General features: G+C 68.5%; 16 protein-coding genes. 14 read left to right on the top strand and 2 right to left on the bottom strand.

What is annotated here, in order from left to right:
- The first annotated feature begins 1 nt into the window (after position 1).
- From F9C11_RS05875 to F9C11_RS05850, 6 genes are all read left to right on the top strand, one after another.
- Complete coding sequence (locus tag F9C11_RS05875) at positions 2-931, top strand: NAD-dependent epimerase/dehydratase family protein (RefSeq protein ID WP_409183887.1); 930 nt, start codon at positions 2-4, stop codon at positions 929-931.
- A 70-nt stretch (positions 932-1,001) separates the two neighbouring features.
- Complete coding sequence (locus F9C11_RS05870; RefSeq protein WP_409183886.1) at positions 1,002-2,186, top strand: glycosyltransferase family 4 protein; 1,185 nt, start codon at positions 1,002-1,004, stop codon at positions 2,184-2,186.
- On the top strand, positions 2,186-2,803 hold the full coding sequence (locus tag F9C11_RS05865; protein ID WP_409183885.1) for an acyltransferase: 618 nt from the start codon (positions 2,186-2,188) through the stop codon (positions 2,801-2,803). The genes F9C11_RS05870 and F9C11_RS05865 overlap by 1 nt, the downstream gene beginning before the upstream one ends.
- An 84-nt stretch (positions 2,804-2,887) precedes the next feature.
- On the top strand, positions 2,888-3,460 hold the full coding sequence (locus F9C11_RS05860) for a Uma2 family endonuclease (RefSeq protein WP_409183884.1): 573 nt from the start codon (positions 2,888-2,890) through the stop codon (positions 3,458-3,460).
- 123 nt (positions 3,461-3,583) lie between these two features.
- Positions 3,584-4,081 carry a SigE family RNA polymerase sigma factor gene (locus F9C11_RS05855; protein WP_409183883.1) on the top strand — a complete coding sequence of 166 codons (498 nt, stop codon included), beginning with the start codon at positions 3,584-3,586 and terminating at the stop codon, positions 4,079-4,081.
- Positions 4,078-4,821, top strand: a complete 744-nt coding sequence (locus tag F9C11_RS05850) for a hypothetical protein (RefSeq protein WP_409183882.1) — start codon at positions 4,078-4,080, stop codon at positions 4,819-4,821. The genes F9C11_RS05855 and F9C11_RS05850 overlap by 4 nt, the downstream gene beginning before the upstream one ends.
- 1 nt (position 4,822) lies before the next feature.
- Here the strand turns inward: F9C11_RS05850 and F9C11_RS05845 are convergent, their stop codons facing one another.
- Complete coding sequence (locus F9C11_RS05845) at positions 4,823-5,776, bottom strand: Gfo/Idh/MocA family protein (RefSeq protein ID WP_409183881.1); 954 nt, start codon at positions 5,774-5,776, stop codon at positions 4,823-4,825.
- Entirely contained in the window at positions 5,773-6,879 is a 1,107-nt protein-coding gene (locus F9C11_RS05840) for a DegT/DnrJ/EryC1/StrS family aminotransferase (RefSeq protein ID WP_409183880.1), read from the bottom strand. The genes F9C11_RS05845 and F9C11_RS05840 overlap by 4 nt, the downstream gene beginning before the upstream one ends.
- Before the next feature lie 190 nt (positions 6,880-7,069).
- Here F9C11_RS05840 and F9C11_RS05835 point away from each other — a divergent pair, with 190 nt between their 5' ends.
- From F9C11_RS05835 to F9C11_RS05800, 8 genes are all read left to right on the top strand, one after another.
- On the top strand, positions 7,070-8,140 hold the full coding sequence (locus tag F9C11_RS05835; RefSeq protein ID WP_409183879.1) for a hypothetical protein: 1,071 nt from the start codon (positions 7,070-7,072) through the stop codon (positions 8,138-8,140).
- A complete protein-coding gene (locus F9C11_RS05830) occupies positions 8,119-8,712 on the top strand; it encodes an HAD family hydrolase (protein WP_409183878.1) in 594 nt (197 codons plus the stop codon). Before F9C11_RS05835 ends, F9C11_RS05830 begins: the two co-directional genes overlap by 22 nt.
- A gap of 66 nt (positions 8,713-8,778) precedes the next feature.
- Complete coding sequence (locus F9C11_RS05825; protein ID WP_409183877.1) at positions 8,779-9,018, top strand: acyl carrier protein; 240 nt, start codon at positions 8,779-8,781, stop codon at positions 9,016-9,018.
- Complete coding sequence (locus F9C11_RS05820) at positions 9,015-9,749, top strand: SDR family NAD(P)-dependent oxidoreductase (RefSeq protein WP_409183876.1); 735 nt, start codon at positions 9,015-9,017, stop codon at positions 9,747-9,749. The genes F9C11_RS05825 and F9C11_RS05820 overlap by 4 nt, the downstream gene beginning before the upstream one ends.
- Positions 9,746-11,152, top strand: coding sequence for an AMP-binding protein (locus F9C11_RS05815; RefSeq protein ID WP_409183875.1), 1,407 nt, complete (start codon positions 9,746-9,748; stop codon positions 11,150-11,152). The genes F9C11_RS05820 and F9C11_RS05815 overlap by 4 nt, the downstream gene beginning before the upstream one ends.
- Complete coding sequence (locus F9C11_RS05810) at positions 11,149-12,201, top strand: acyl-protein synthetase (protein WP_409183874.1); 1,053 nt, start codon at positions 11,149-11,151, stop codon at positions 12,199-12,201. Before F9C11_RS05815 ends, F9C11_RS05810 begins: the two co-directional genes overlap by 4 nt.
- Positions 12,198-13,442 carry an acyl-CoA reductase gene (locus F9C11_RS05805; RefSeq protein WP_409183873.1) on the top strand — a complete coding sequence of 415 codons (1,245 nt, stop codon included), beginning with the start codon at positions 12,198-12,200 and terminating at the stop codon, positions 13,440-13,442. The genes F9C11_RS05810 and F9C11_RS05805 overlap by 4 nt, the downstream gene beginning before the upstream one ends.
- A 14-nt stretch (positions 13,443-13,456) precedes the next feature.
- Entirely contained in the window at positions 13,457-14,473 is a 1,017-nt protein-coding gene (locus tag F9C11_RS05800; RefSeq protein ID WP_409183872.1) for a YbhN family protein, read from the top strand.
- The last annotated feature ends 141 nt before the right edge of the window (positions 14,474-14,614 follow it).

Below are 14,614 nucleotides of genomic sequence, written 5' to 3'. Positions count from 1 at the left end.
CATGTCCGACAAGAAAGTTTTCTTCACCGGCGCCGGCGGTTTCATCGCCTCGCACGTGATCCCGCTCCTGCTGGAGAAGGACTACACGGTCCGCATCTTCGACAACATGACCCGCGGCAACCGCGACCGCGTCAACGAGTTCGTCGCCACCGGCAAGGTCGAGCTGGTCGAGAAGGACGTGCGCTACGGCGTCGGCGTCCGCGAGGCCATCCGCGGCTGCACGCACGCGATCCACTTCGCCACCGTGTCGATCAACAAGTCGGTCGCGGACCCGGGCGAGTCGATCGACATCAACATGGTCGGCAACAACAACGTCTTCGCGGCCGCGGCCGACGAGGGCGTCGAGCGCCTGGTGTTCGCCTCCAGCGCCTCGGTGTACGGCGAGCCGGAGCGGCTGCCGATGCACGAGGACGACAAGCTGAACCCGCTGACCCCGTACTGCATCTCCAAGCGCGCGGGCGAGGACCTGCTGGGCTTCTACGAGCGCACCAAGGGCCTGTCCTGGAACGCGCTGCGGTTCTTCAACGTGTACGGCCCCGGCCAGAAGATCGAGGCGTACTACACCTCGGTCATCAACCACTTCATCCAGCGCCTGCGCGCCGGCCAGCCGCCGATCATCGACGGCGCGGGCGACCAGTCGATGGACTTCGTGCACGTGACCGACCTCGCCAAGGCCGTCGTCGCGGCGCTGGAGTCGGAGCAGTCGAACCTGCCGATCAACATCGGCACCGGCATCGACACCTCGATCGCCACCCTGGCGAAGATCCTGATCGAGGCGGTCGGCGTCGACGTCGAGCCGGTGTTCAACAAGCGCGACGTCCTCGTGTCGCGCCGCGCCGCGGACATCACCCGCGCCCGCGAGGTGCTCGGCTGGGAGCCGACCATCACCGTCGAAGAGGGCATGCGCGCCTTGGTGCGGGACTCCGAGTGAGCCTCTCCGTCGGCGCGTCTTCCGAGGGGAATGCGTAATGAGCACTGCGGGCCCGGCCGAAGGAAAGCCCATGCGGATCGTGGTGGTGAACAACTTCTTTCCGCCGCGAGTGGGCGGAAGCGCGCACATGTCGGCCTCGCTGGCCGCCGAGTACGCGGCCGCCGGGAACGAAGTGCTGGCGATCACCGCTGCCTACGGTGACGCGCCGGCGGAGGAGGAGCGCGACGGATACCGCGTCGTGCGCCTGCCCGCGGTGAAAATGCCGCAGCTCGGCCTGTCGATCGACTTCGACATGACGTTCGCGTCGATGCGGCCGGGCAACTGGCGGCGGCTGTGGAAGCTGCTGAACGAGTTCAAACCGGACGCGGTGCACCTGCACGGGCAGTTCTTCGACCTGTCCTGGATGGTCGGCATCTACGCGCGCCGGCACAAGCTGCCCGTTCTTCTGACCATCCACACGCTGCTGATCAGCGAGAACAAGATGTACGGCCGGGTGTTCCGCGCGCTCGACGCGCTGCTGGTCAACCCGGTCCTGAAGTACCTGCGCCCGCGCTTCATCATTCTCGACAAGCAGGGCGTGGACTACTGCGTCGACCGCTACGGCACGAGCGACGACAACTCCGAGTACTTCCCGATCGCGGTGGACACCGGGCATTTCGCGAAGCCGGTGACCAAGGACGTGCGCGCGGAACTGGAAATCGGGGACGCGCCGCTGATCGTGTCGCTCGGCCACGTGATCCCGCTGCGCGACCGGCTGCCGCTGATCGAGGCGCTGCCCGCGATCCTGGAGAAGCACCCCGGGCTGCGCGTGATCGTCGTGGGGCGCGTGTACCACGACGCGTTCCAGCAGCGGGCCAAGGAACTGGGCGTCTCCGACGCGCTGATCGTCACCGGCGCGGTGCCGAAGGCGGACGTGCCGGCGTACTTCGCGGCCGCGGATATCGTGACGCACGACCTCAACGGCGGCTGCGGCACCGCGTCGCTGGAGGCGATGCTGTCCGGCACCGCCACCATCGCGTCGGTCACCGAGGACAACTACCCCGGCATCGAACTGCGCAACGGCGAGAACATCCTGCTGGTGCGGCCGAACGATTCGGAGGCGGTCGCGGCCACCGTGCTGTCCCTTTTGGACAATCCGAAGGAACGCGCGCGAATCGCCGAACGGGAAGCCGCGATGGTCCGGGACAACTTCGGACTGGACGTAGTGGCCGAGGAACACCTGCGGGTGCTCACGAAACTGGTGGCGGACAACTGATGTTCTTCGACGACGAGCGCAGCAACCGGCTGCGCCCGATGATCCTGAACGACCTCGTTACGCAGTACATGAACGACGCCGAGCGGGCTGCCTTCCACGGCCTGCCGGAATCGTGCCGGATGCGGGAACGGGCCAAGATCGTCAGCCCGGACAACCTCACGATGGGCGAACACTGCTGGATCGGCGAGGGCGCGGTCCTCGACGCCAGCGGCGGCCTGGAAATCGGCGAGCACACCAGCATCGGACTGAACACGCTGGTGTTCACGCATTCGAGCTGGCTCGCGAACATGGCGCTGGAAAACTATTCCGGCAGCGACCTGATCGAACGCAAGCCGGTGAAAATCGGCAAGGGCTGCTTCATCGGCGGCCTCGTGGTGATCATGCCGGGCGTCACGATCGGCGACTTCGCGACGGTGCAGCCGAACTCGGTGGTCGCGAAGGACGTCCCGGAACGCTCGCTGGTGGCGGGCAACCCGGCGCGGGTGTTCCAGCGCTACGACGAGGAGTACATCGAGGCGGAGGTGAAGCGGGTCCGCGAGGAAAACGCCCGCCGCCGCGCGTTGTCGGACGACCCTTCCGGATGGGGCTCCCCGTCGGGAGACTTCAGCGGGAAGTGATCCGGACACGGTGCGTCACGCGCTGGCGGATGCTCCGGGTAACATGGGACACTGCTCTCAGTCACTGTCGGTGAAGGAGAAGTCATGAGTGTCCTGGAATGGCCTCACCACCTCCTGACCCTTGACGACTGGGCGGACCTTCCGGAGGACCCGAAGGTCCGGATCGAGGTTGTCGAAGGTGTTCCGTCCGTGTCGCCGCGTCCGATGTGGTTCCACTTGCGGTCCGTGACGCGGTTGGCTTTCCTGCTCGACGAGCAGCTCAGCCCGGAGATGAGCGCCGGCGCCGAAGCGGAGCTGCTCCTGTGCGAGAACCCGCTGACCATCCGCGTCCCGGACGTGCTCGTCACCTCGGCTGAGGTCGCGGAGGCCAACCCGGCGCGGATCGCGGCGGCTGATGCCGAGCTGGTGATCGAGGTGCTGTCCCCGGGCACGAAGCACGTCGACGAGGGCGCGAAGCTGTTCGAGTACGCCGATGCCGGGATCGAGCAGTACTGGATCGTGGATTTGGCTCCGCCGGTCAGCCTGATCGCGTACCGGCTCATCGACGGCGATTACGAGAATTTCGGCGAATACTCCGGCTCCGTCGAGCTGGAGGTCGCGGGCGCGCCGGTGAAGCTCGACCTGAACGCGCTTGTCGATCCGCGCGCGCAGCGCTGACCCGAGCACTTCCCGCACCCCATGCGTCGCCATTGAGAGCAGACTGACCAGCTATTACATCGACGCACGCCTCCCCTCCCCGTAACCTGGACAGCAAGACAACCGGGAAACAGAGGTGGGGCAGTGCGCGGGGACGACGAGTTCGCCGACTTCGTGCGGTCCTGTTCGGCTCGGCTCACGCACGCCGCCTATCTGCTCACCGGCGATCGGCATCAGGCCGAGGACGCCGCGCAGACCGCCTTCACCCGTACCTACGCCGCCTGGCCCCGGGTGCGCCGCAAGAATCCCTACGCCTACGCCCGGCGCGTGCTCGCCAATCACGTCATCGACCTCTGGCGCCGTCCGATTCGCGAATACGCCACCGAGGAAATGCCGGAACCGGAGAAAGTCCCGGACATCTCGCACGTGGTCACCGATCGGGAATGGCTTTCCGACGCGTTGGCCCGGCTCACCGCTCGGGAACGCGCCGTGGTGGTGCTCCGGCATTTCTTCGATTTGCCGGAACACCAAGTCGCCGAGGAACTGGGCGTGTCCGTCGGCACGGTCAAGAGCACCAATTCGCGCGCGCTCGCGAAGCTGCGCGTGGACGGCGACGCGCTGGTCGGGGAGGTGAGCGCATGACCGACGAACTCGACCGGTTGCGCGCCGCGCTTCAGGAAGCGCCCGCCGAACCCTTCAAAGAACCCGATCTCGACCGGATTTTCCGGGAAGGCGGGCGGATCCGGCGCCGGCGGCGGTTTTTGACCTCCTCGGGTGCGGCGGTGGCCGTGGTCGCCGTGGTGTTCGGTGCGGTGTGGTTGCGTTCGCCGGGCGGTGCGCCGGAACAGGTGCACGCGGCCGCGTCCCCGCCGCCGGTGGTGACGCGCGTGTCCTCGACGATTCCGGCCCCGGCTCCGACCACGGCTCAAGCGAAGCCGAAGCCGCTCGGCGAGGTGATTTCCACCGGCACTTACGCCGACGGCGCGGAACTTGTCTTCTACGCGACGGAAATCGACGACCCGGACACGCCGCCGAATGCCCAATTCGGAGTGATGGCCAGCCTGTACGAGCCGGACGGCAACCTGCGTCCGCTCTACCTCGCCAACGATTCCGACGGCATGGACCGCTCTTTCGGCTTCCACGCCACCTCGGGCGGGACGATCGTGTCCGACATCTGGGTGCCGGTGTACGGCTATTTCAGCGGACCGGCCGCGCGCATCGAGACCACAGTGGACGGTCGCACGGTGCCGGCGCACACGGCGCGCTGGAGCGAGGATCCGGACGTGGTCGTGTTCTGGTTCGACCAGGACGACGTGCCGTCCGCCGAGAGGGCGACCCCGCTGGTCGCCTACTCCGCGGACGGCAAGCGTCTCACCGAATAACTCAGGCGGCCTCGGCCAGCACCTGCGCCACGACCTCGTGCGACGGCAGGATCAGCGCCCGCTCGACGTCCGCGTCGACCTTGCCCTCCAGCAGGTCGACGAACCGGTCCAGCTGGGTCGCCAGCGGCTCGCGCGCGGTGACCAGTTCCGGGATCTCGATGACGGTCTGCTGCCGGTAGCCGAGCCCGTCCGGCGTGACCGAATCGTGCGAGACGTGCCGGTAGATCGTCACGTCGCGGCGCAGCAGATCGATCTCGACCATCCGGTCCAGTTCGGACACCATCAGCGACCGGACCTTGCGCTGCGCCAGCCGCGAGGCCGACACCGTGGCCAGCCCGGTGGGGAACGACAGCACCGTTTCGATGGTGTCCTCGGCTCCGGTGACCGACTGCGGGTGGAAGTAGCCCGCGCTGGAGGTGACCCGGCCCGGCGTGGCCCCGCCGAAGAACTGGATCGCCAGGTCGACGTCGTGCACCAGCAGGTCCCAGGCGACCCCGGTCTTGATCCGCGGCGCGTACGGGCCGTGCCGGCGCGCCATCAGGTGCACCGGTTCGTTCACCAGCGCCCGCGCGGTCATCACGGCCGGGTTGTAGCGCTCCAGGAGCCCGCACATCAGCGGAACGTCCTTTTTCGCCGACAGGGCAACGATTTCCTGCGAGAACTCGAGGCTGTTGCACACCGGCTTCTCGACCAGCATCGGCTTGCCCTGGCCGAGAATCTCTTGCGCCAGCTCGTAATGCACCTCGGTGGCCGAGGCGAGCACCACGGCGTCCACATCGGACAGTGAGCCGATTTCCGGAGTCCACTGGGTTTCGTAGCGTTCGGCGACCGCGCGGCCGGCTTCCTCGCGCGGGTCGATCACGCGGGCCAGGTCCACCCGGTCGTTCTGCGACAGGACCCGCGCGTGCAGCGAGCCCATGTTGCCGGTGCCGACGAGTGCGATGCGGTGCGTCATGCGCCGAGCACCTCGCGAACGACCTCGATGATCCGGTCCAGTTCGGACTCGGTCAGATGCGGGTGCACCGGAAGCGAAAGCGCTTGCGCGGCAACGGCGGAGGCCACCGGGAAGTCCTCGACCCGGGCGTCCGGGATCAGCGGGTGCCCGCGGTAGCAGTCGTAGTCGAACACGATCTTCGGGTAGTAGATCCCGTTGCCGATGCCCTTTTCGGTCAGCGCGGCGGCGAATTCCTCGCGCGAGAGCATCGCGTGCGGGCCGACCAGCACGGTGTACTGGTGCCACACGTGCTCGCGGCCGGGCAGCACCTGCGGCACCTCGAGGCCCGGCGTGCCGGCGAGCCCCTCCGACAGCCGCTTCGCGTTGGCCTGGCGGGCCGCGGTGAGCTGGTCGAGCTTCTCCAGCTGCGGAATGCCGACCGCGGCGTGCAGGTCGGTCATCCGGTAGTTGTGGCCGGCCATCTCGTACTGGTACCGGGCCTTCATTCCCTGGTTGCGCATCACGCGCAGCTTGTCCGCGAGCGCGTCGTCGTCCGTGGTGATCACGCCGCCCTCGGCGGTGGTCACGTTCTTCGTCGCGTACAGCGAGAAGCAGCCGATGCCATACGATCCGGCCTTGCGGCCCTCGAACGAGGCGCCGACGGCCTGCGCGGAATCCTCGACCACGTGCAGTCCGTGCTCGGCGGCCAGCGGCGCGAGCTTGCCCATGTCGGCGGTCTGGCCGTACAGGTGCACCGGCATCAGCACCTTGGTGCGCGGGCCGATCGCGGCCGCGACGGCGTCCGGGTCGATGGCGAAGTCGTCGCGCCGGATGTCGGCGAACCGGACCGTCGCGCCCGCCTCCAGGATCGCGTTCAGCGTGGCGACGAAGGTGAACGGCGAGGTCACCACTTCGTCGCCCGGCCGCAGGTCGAGTGCCTGCAGGGACGCGACCAGCGCGGTCGTCCCGTTGTTCACGGCGATGGCGTGTTTCGTTCCGGAGACGTGCGCGAACGCGTCCTCGAAACGCTTTACCATCGGGCCCTGGGCGATAGCGCCGGATCGCAGCACTTCGACGACCAGGTCCTCCGCAGCACGGACGTCGACCACGGTAATGGGGATCATCTGCAGTCTCTCGCTCTCGGCGGGCACTTTCGGCGCGTCCGGTACAGTCTTGCCTCGGCATGGCACGAGCCCCGAGTTCGGTGCAGTCAGCACAGACGCGGGCGTCACGATACTCGCCGACCACAAGTGGGCTTCCGGCTACCGTCCCGGCTCCGGCGGGAACTGAACAGGTAAGGCTGAGAACACGCGAATGAGCAGCGCACGCATCCTCATCACCGGCGCCGGCGGATCGGCCGCCTACAACTTCCGGGACGCGCTCGCCGTCGCCGGAAACGAGTACCAGGTCGTCGGCACCGACGTGAAGCCCTTCCACCTCGAGCTTCTCGACGTCGAGGCGAAATACCTGGTCCCGCCGGTGAGCGACCCCGGGTACGCCGACGCGATCAACCGCGTCATCGAAGCCGAGCGCATCGATTTCGTGCACCCGCAGCCCGACGTCGAGGTCGGCTATCTCGCCGAAAACCGCGACAAGCTGAACGCGCCGACGTTCCTGCCGGACGCGCGCGCCATCGCGTTGTGCCACGACAAGATGGCGTTCAACGCGCACATGAAGGCGAACGGCGTCTCGGTGCCCGAAGCCATCAAGATCGACTCGCCGGACGACCTCAAGGGCGGGCTCGAGGAGCTGCTGAAGATCAACCCGCGAGTCTGGCTGCGCGCCATCCGCGGCGCCGGCTCCCGGGGCAGCCTCCCGATCAACTCCTTCTACCAGGGCGACGCCTGGATCGACTACTGGCGCGGCTTCCGCGGCCTCGACTACGGCGACTTCATGGCCAGCGAATACCTGCCGGGCGAGGAGTTCGCGTGGCAGAGCCTGTGGCACGAGGGCGAGCTGATCACGTCGCAGGCGCGCTCCCGCATCGAATACATCTTCGGCAACCTGACCCCGAGCGGGCAGAGCTCGTCGCCGTCGGTGGCCAAGACGGTCAACCGCGACGACGTGAACAAGATCGGCGAGTCCGCGGTGCGCGCGGTGTCGGAGAAGCCGCACGGCGTGTTCTGCGTGGACATGAAGGAGAACGCCGCCGGGGTGCCGATGGTCACCGAGATCAACGTCGGCCGCTTCTTCACCACCAGCAACTTCTTCGCGCACGCCGGGCTCAACATGCCCGACATGTACGTCCAGCTGGGTCTCGGCAACGAGCTGCCCGAGCGTCCCGAGGTCTACAACCCGCTGCCCGACGACCTGTACTGGGTCCGGATGATCGACATGGGCTACCGCTTGGTCAAGGAAGGCGAATGGGCGTCGAAGCGGATCTGACCGGGCGGAAGGTGCTGGCCTTCGATTTCGACGGCACGCTGTTCCGGCTGCCGGTCGACTTCGGGGGCCTGCGCGCCGAGCTGGGACTGTCGCCCGAGGACAAGCTCGGCGAGCTGTTCCAGCGCTGGCTCGACGAAGGCGACACCGCCCGGCTCGACGTCGTGACGCGGTTCGAACGCGCTTGCGTGCCGGACGGCGAGTTCACCGACGGCGCCCGCGAACTGCTCGCGGAGCTGGCCTCGGACTACCGGCTCGCGATCGTCACGAGGAACTCGCGCGAGTGCGTCGAGGACGCGCTGGGCAACCTCGCCGAGGGGCTGCACGTCATAGGACGGGAGGACGTCCGCCGGCTCAAGCCGGATCCCGAGGGCGTGACCGCGGTGCTCCGGCATTTCGGCGCGGCCCCGGAGGAGGCGGTGCTCGTCGGCGACACCTTCCACGACGTGGAGGCCGCGCACGCCGCCGGCGTCCTCAGCGTGGTCGTGCGCAACGACGCGCTGAAGTTCCGTCCCGAGGGCGCGGACCGCTACCTCGGCACGCTCCGTGAACTGCTGCCCGCACGCGCGGGCTGAAACCCCATGGTTGGTACCGTCGAGAGTGGTCACCAGCCCCATTCGAGAAGGAAGTGCCGGGTAGACATGGCTGTGCAGGACAAGCTGAAGGAAGTCTTCATCGACGCTCTCCAGCTCGACGACGGGGTCGACGTCGAGAACCTGAAGTACCGCGACATCGAGGCGTGGGACTCGGTCGGCCACATGGCGCTGGTCGCGGCGATCGAGGACGAGTTCGAGGTCGAATTCGACACCGACCAGGTGATCGACATGAGCAGCTTCAAGGTGGCCGTGGACATGGTCAAGGAGCTGCAGGAGAAGGCGTGAGCACGTTCGCGGGGAAGGTCGCACTGGTCACCGGCGGTACCAGGGGCATCGGCCTGGCCACCGTCCGCGCGCTCGCCGAGGCCGGGGCCACCGTGGTGCTCACCGGCCGCGACGAGACCGCGGCCAAGGAGACCGCCGCTTCGGTCGGGCCCTCGGTCAGCGGCCGCGCGCTCGACGTCACCGACGCGAAGGCCGTCGCCGCCCTGGTCAAGGACGTGACGAAGGAGCACGGCCGGCTGGACGTCGCGGTCGCCAACGCCGGGATCATGGAGGGCGGGCTGCTCGGCATGATCCGCCCGGACGACGTCGACCGGACGCTGTCCACGAACGTCGCCGGCACGCTGCACACCGTGCAAGCGGCCGCGCGGGCCATGATGCGCAAGAAGACCGGCGCGATCGTGGTGCTGGCCTCGGTGGTCGGCGAGTACGGCAGCGCGGGCCAGACGGTCTACGCGGCCTCGAAGGCGGCGGTCGCGAACATCGCGCGGTCGGCGGCGAAGGAACTCGGCCGCTCCGGCATCCGGGTCAACGCGGTCGCGCCGGGCGTGATCGAAACCGCCCTCACCGAAAGCCTGAGCGAGGACGCCCGCGCCTCGAACATCGCCAAGACCCCGCTCGGCCGCCTCGGCCAGGCCGAGGAGGTCGCGGCGGTGATCCGGTTCCTGGCGAGCGACGAGGCGTCGTTCGTGACCGGGCAGGTACTGGGGATCGACGGAGGCTTGGTGCTGTGACGCTGGTGGGTGCGGGTTCCCGGCTGGTCGACGTGGCCGGGGGCCGCACGCTGGACGACGCGGAACTGACCGCCGAGCTGGGCCGCAAGAGCGCCGAGCTGGCCAAGCTGCCGACGGGCGTCGTCTTCGCCCGGATGTCCGTCGACCTCGACAGCGTGCTGACCTACCTGGGCGCGTTCGAGGGCGGCCGGGCGATCGCGCTGATCGACCCGGCGCTCGACGCCGACGTGCTGACCGGGCTGGTCGAGCGGTTCCGCCCGGCGGCCGTGCTCGCGGCGTCCGGCCCCGCTCCCGCCGGGTACACCACCCGCGGTTCCGACTGGGTGCGCGACTCCGCCGACGGCGTCGAGCCGCACCCTGACCTGGCCGTTCTGCTGCCGACCAGCGGATCCACCGGCAATCCGAAGCTGGTGCGGCTGTCCCGGCAGGGGCTGCTGGCCAACGCCGACGCCATCGCGCAGGTGCTGGAGATCGACGCGGACGAGGTCGCGCCGACCTGTTTGCCGCTGCACTACAGCTACGGGCTTTCAGTGCTGAATTCGCACCTTATTCGCGGCGCGACTGTGGTTATCGAGTCTTCCGGGGTTTTGGGCCGCGGATTCTGGGACGCGGTGAAGGAACACGGCGTGACTTCGCTGTCCGGCGTGCCCTATCACTACGAAATGCTGCGCCGGCTGAAGTTCGATCCGGCGAAGTATCCGACCCTGCGCACTCTCACCCAGGCGGGCGGGAAACTGCGGGACGAACTGGTCGCCGAATTCAACGACAAGATGCTCGCGGTCGGCGGCCGGATGTTCGTGATGTACGGCCAGACCGAGGCGTCCCCGCGGATGACGACGGTGCCCGCGGAGCGGCTCGCGGACAAGATCGGCTCGGCCGGACCGGCGCTGCCCGGCGGCTCGTTCGCCATCCGCCGCGACGACGGCGAGGAAACCACGCATCCCAAAATTGTCGGTGAGGTCCTTTACCGTGGACCCAACGTGATGATGGGTTATGCCGAGGACGAGGCGGGACTGAGCGCGGGCGACGAATACGGCGGCACGCTGGCCACCGGTGATCTCGGGTATCTCGACGACGAGGGGTACCTGTACATCACCGGCAGGCTCAAGCGGATCGGCAAGGTGTTCGGCAACCGGGTGAGCCTGGACGACCTGGAGCAGGCCGTGCGCACGGCGGCGGTGGGCATCGACGTGGTGGCCGCGGTGGCGGCGGGCGACAAGGTCGTGCTGTTCGCCGAACTGCCCGAGGGCGACGGCGCGAAGGCGATCTGCAAGGACGCGTCGCGGGCGCTGGCGGAGCGGCTGCACCTGCACGCCAGCGGGTTCGACGTGCGTCCGATCGACACCGTGCCGCTGCTGGCCAGCGGCAAGATCGACTACCGGTCGCTGGAAGGACGGGTATGAGTGTGTTCACGCGCTCGCAGGCGGAGCGGGAGGCGGCGCTGCTTCCCGAGCTCGCGGAGCTGACCGCGCACCACCGGGCGAACTCCGCCGGGTACGAGCGCATCCTGTCCTCGCTCGGGTTCGCGCCGGACGCGTCGTTCGCCGCGATCGCCGACCTGCCGTGGCTGCCGGTGCGGATGTTCAAAACGCACGACCTGAAGTCCATTCCGGACGCCGAGGTCTTCAAGACCCTCACGTCCTCGGGCACCACCGGGGCCGGCGCGTCGCGGATCTACCTGGACAAGGAAGCGGCGGCCGCGCAGACGAAGCAGCTCGGCGCGACCCTGCAGGAGGTGCTGGGCGGCGAGCGGCTGCCGATGCTGATGGTCGACACCGTCGGCATCATCAAGAACCGCCGGTCGTTCTCCGCGCGCGGCGCGGGCGTGCTCGGCATGGCGAACTTCGGCCGCAAGCACACCTACGTGCTGGACGAGAACGACAAGCCGGACGTCGAGGCGGTGCGGAAGTTCCTCGCCGAGTACGGCGACCGCCCGTTCCTGATCTTCGGCTTCACCTTCATGGTGTGGCAGTACCTGTACGAGGTCGCTCGCGAGCACAAGCTCGACCTGTCCAACGGCATCCTCATCCACTCCGGCGGCTGGAAAAAGCTGATCGACCGCGCGGTCGACAACAGCGAGTTCCGCCGCCGGTTCAAAGAGGACACCGGTCTCACCCGGATCCACAACTACTACGGGATGATCGAGCAGATCGGCACCGTGTTCCTCGAGGGTCCGTCCGGGAACTCCTTGTACTGCCCCGATTTCGCCGACGTCGTGATCCGCGACCCGGAGACCTGGGAAGAGCAGCCGGTCGGCAAGCCGGGCGTCATCGAGGTGGTGAGCACGCTGCCGCGGTCGTACCCGGGACACGTGCTGCTCACCGAGGATCTCGGGGTGTACAACGGAATCGACGACGGCGACTGGCCGGGCAAGCACTTCTCGGTGCTGGGCAGGCTGCCGAAGGCCGAGGCTCGCGGCTGCTCGGACACGTTCCAAGGAGCGGCCGCGTGAGCGCTCTGGATCAGCGTTTTCCGCTGGGCGGCCCGGTTTCGGCCGGCGCGCTGCTGGACGAGCTGCGCGAGGAACCGCCCGGCGGCAGGCTGACGGTCGGCGACCCGCGGGTGGTCGAATTCGTCACCAAATTCGCGCGCAAGCTGCTCGCGCCCGCGCTGGCACGGCGTTTCCCGGAGCTGGCCTCGCTGGGTTTCTTCCTGCGCAAGGGAGAACTCGCGAAGGCACTGTCCGCTTTGGAAACCGCGGGCGATGCGCTGCGGTTCCCGCGCGGGCTCGTTTTCCACGTGCCGCCGGCCAACGTGGACACCATTTTCGTGTACTCGTGGGCGCTGTCGGCGTTGGCGGGCAACAGCAACGTCGTGCGCGTGTCCTCGCGTTCGGCCGGTGCTGCGGAGGCCGTGCTGGAAGCGTTGAACGCGGCGCTCGAAGACGTGTCGCCGGAAACCGCGGCCACCATCCGGGCCACCCAGCGCATGGTCACCTACGACCGCAGCGACGAGGTCAGCGGCGCGTTGTCGCTGGCCGCGGACCTGCGGGTGATCTGGGGCGGCGACGCTTCGGTGGCCGCGCTGCGGAAGTACCCGCTGGCCCCGCACGCCCGCGACCTCACGTTCCCGGACCGGTCGTCGTTCGCGATCGCGTCGGTGCGCGGCTGGCAGGAAGCCGCGCCGGAGCAGCGCAAGGCCGCCGCCGAGGGCTTCTACAACGACTCGTACTGGTTCGACCAGGCCGCCTGCTCGTCGCCGCGCGCGGTGTTCTGGGTCGGCGACGAGGCGGGCGCACAGGCCGCCGGGCAGGAGTTCCGCGAGCTGCTCGCCGAGGTGCTGGCAGCGAAACAGCACGTCACCGAGCCCGCGATGGCGGTGCAGAAGCGGGTGTCGGCGTACGGCGCGGCGGTCGACGGGCTGGTGTCGTCGATCCGCTTCGACGGCAACGCGCTGGCGACGCTCGAGCTGGCCGACGCCACGGTGATGCCGCGCGAATGGCTGGGCGCGGGCACGTTCGCGAACGCCTCGGTGGCGTCGCTGGACGAACTGGTGCCGATCGTGCGGCGCAAAGACCAGACGGTGAGCCAGTTCGGGTTCACCCGCGAGGAACTGACCGGATTCGTGACGGCTCTCGCCGGGCGGGGGGTGGACCGGGTCGTGCCCTTCGGGTCGGCCCTCACGTTCGCCGGGGTCTGGGACGGCTACGATCTGCTGTCCGAGTTCAGCCGCCTCGTCACGGTACAGGCCTGAGGAGCTGAGAGGCAGTGACGACCGTTCGTACGCAGACGCCGGGGGACGACGCCCCGTCCACTGAGGACGGCGAAACCGCCGGAAAAACCCGCAAGTCCACCAAGGCGCGGGTGCTCGACGTCGTGCGCTGGGTCGCCATCCTCCTGGTGATCGGCTTCGCCGCGAAGAGCCTGGCGTCCAACTGGGACGAGTTCTGGCACACGCTGGCGGACGTCGCCTGGCAGTCGTCGGTGCTGAGCCTCGTGGCGCTGATGGTGTCGATCCTCGTGTCCGTCTGGGGCTGGCAGGTCCTGGTCGACCACCTGGGCGGCAAACCGGTCGGCTACGCCCGCGGCGCGCAGATCTGCCTGGTCGGCTCGCTCGGCAAGTACGTCCCCGGCTCGGTCTGGGCGTATCTGCTGCAGATGGAACTGGGCCGCAAGGCAGGCCTGGCCAGGGCCCGCATCTTCACCGGCTCGCTGATCCAGCTCGGCCTCGGCGTGGTGTCCGCGCTGGTCGTGTCGCTGCTCGCGGCCCCGGCGCTGTTCAGCAACAGCCCGCGCGCGATGTGGCTGTTCGTGCTGATCCCGGTGGGCCTCGCGCTGCTGCACCCGCGCATCCTGAGCTGGGGCACGTCGCTGGTCCTGAAAATCCTGCGCCGCCCGCCACTGGCCGAACCGCTCGGCTGGGGCGTGGTCCTGAAGGCGTTCGGCGCGTCCATGGGAGCCTGGGTGTTCCAGGGCGTGCACCTGTGGCTGCTGGCGAACTCGGTCGGCGCGCCGGGCTTCAACGGCCTGATCCTGTGCATCGGCGCGATGGCCGTCGCGATGACGGTGGGCACGTTCGCGTTCATCCTGCCCAGCGGCGTCGGCGTCCGCGAGGTCGCCCAGGTAGCGGTCCTGACGGCAAGCGGTTTGACGGTCGGCCAGGCAACGGCGTTCGCGGTGGCCTCCCGGGTGATGTTCACGGTCGCAGACCTGCTGACGGCTGGCTTCGCGGCGTTGGCGGCGAAGCTGGCGGCCCGCCGGGAAGCGCCGGTGGACGCGGTCTGATTTTTTTGTCATGACGAGGCCGCCCGGTTCAAGAGCCGGGCGGCCTTTCTTGTCTCAGCACTGGCCGCTCGCGCTTTCATCTCTTCAGCGAGCCGTTGCGGCACGATTTGGTCGGCTCGCTCCAGCTCGGGGTGCCGTTCG

It is taken from the genome of Amycolatopsis sp. VS8301801F10 (assembly GCF_046195355.1).
GTDB lineage: Bacteria > Actinomycetota > Actinomycetes > Mycobacteriales > Pseudonocardiaceae > Amycolatopsis.
Note: the sequence above shows the minus strand (reverse complement) of the source record. Positions and strands in the feature narration are given on the sequence as shown.

Coding starts and splice junctions, on each gene's coding strand:
- F9C11_RS05875 (WP_409183887.1), top strand. CDS start 2: ATGTCCGACAAGAAAGTTTTCTTCACCGGCGCCGGCGGTTTCATCGCC.
- F9C11_RS05870 (WP_409183886.1), top strand. CDS start 1,002: ATGCGGATCGTGGTGGTGAACAACTTCTTTCCGCCGCGAGTGGGCGGA.
- F9C11_RS05865 (WP_409183885.1), top strand. CDS start 2,186: ATGTTCTTCGACGACGAGCGCAGCAACCGGCTGCGCCCGATGATCCTG.
- F9C11_RS05860 (WP_409183884.1), top strand. CDS start 2,888: ATGAGTGTCCTGGAATGGCCTCACCACCTCCTGACCCTTGACGACTGG.
- F9C11_RS05850 (WP_409183882.1), top strand. CDS start 4,078: ATGACCGACGAACTCGACCGGTTGCGCGCCGCGCTTCAGGAAGCGCCC.
- F9C11_RS05845 (WP_409183881.1), bottom strand. CDS start 5,776: ATGACGCACCGCATCGCACTCGTCGGCACCGGCAACATGGGCTCGCTG.
- F9C11_RS05840 (WP_409183880.1), bottom strand. CDS start 6,879: ATGATCCCCATTACCGTGGTCGACGTCCGTGCTGCGGAGGACCTGGTC.
- F9C11_RS05835 (WP_409183879.1), top strand. CDS start 7,070: ATGAGCAGCGCACGCATCCTCATCACCGGCGCCGGCGGATCGGCCGCC.
- F9C11_RS05830 (WP_409183878.1), top strand. CDS start 8,119: ATGGGCGTCGAAGCGGATCTGACCGGGCGGAAGGTGCTGGCCTTCGAT.
- F9C11_RS05825 (WP_409183877.1), top strand. CDS start 8,779: ATGGCTGTGCAGGACAAGCTGAAGGAAGTCTTCATCGACGCTCTCCAG.
- F9C11_RS05810 (WP_409183874.1), top strand. CDS start 11,149: ATGAGTGTGTTCACGCGCTCGCAGGCGGAGCGGGAGGCGGCGCTGCTT.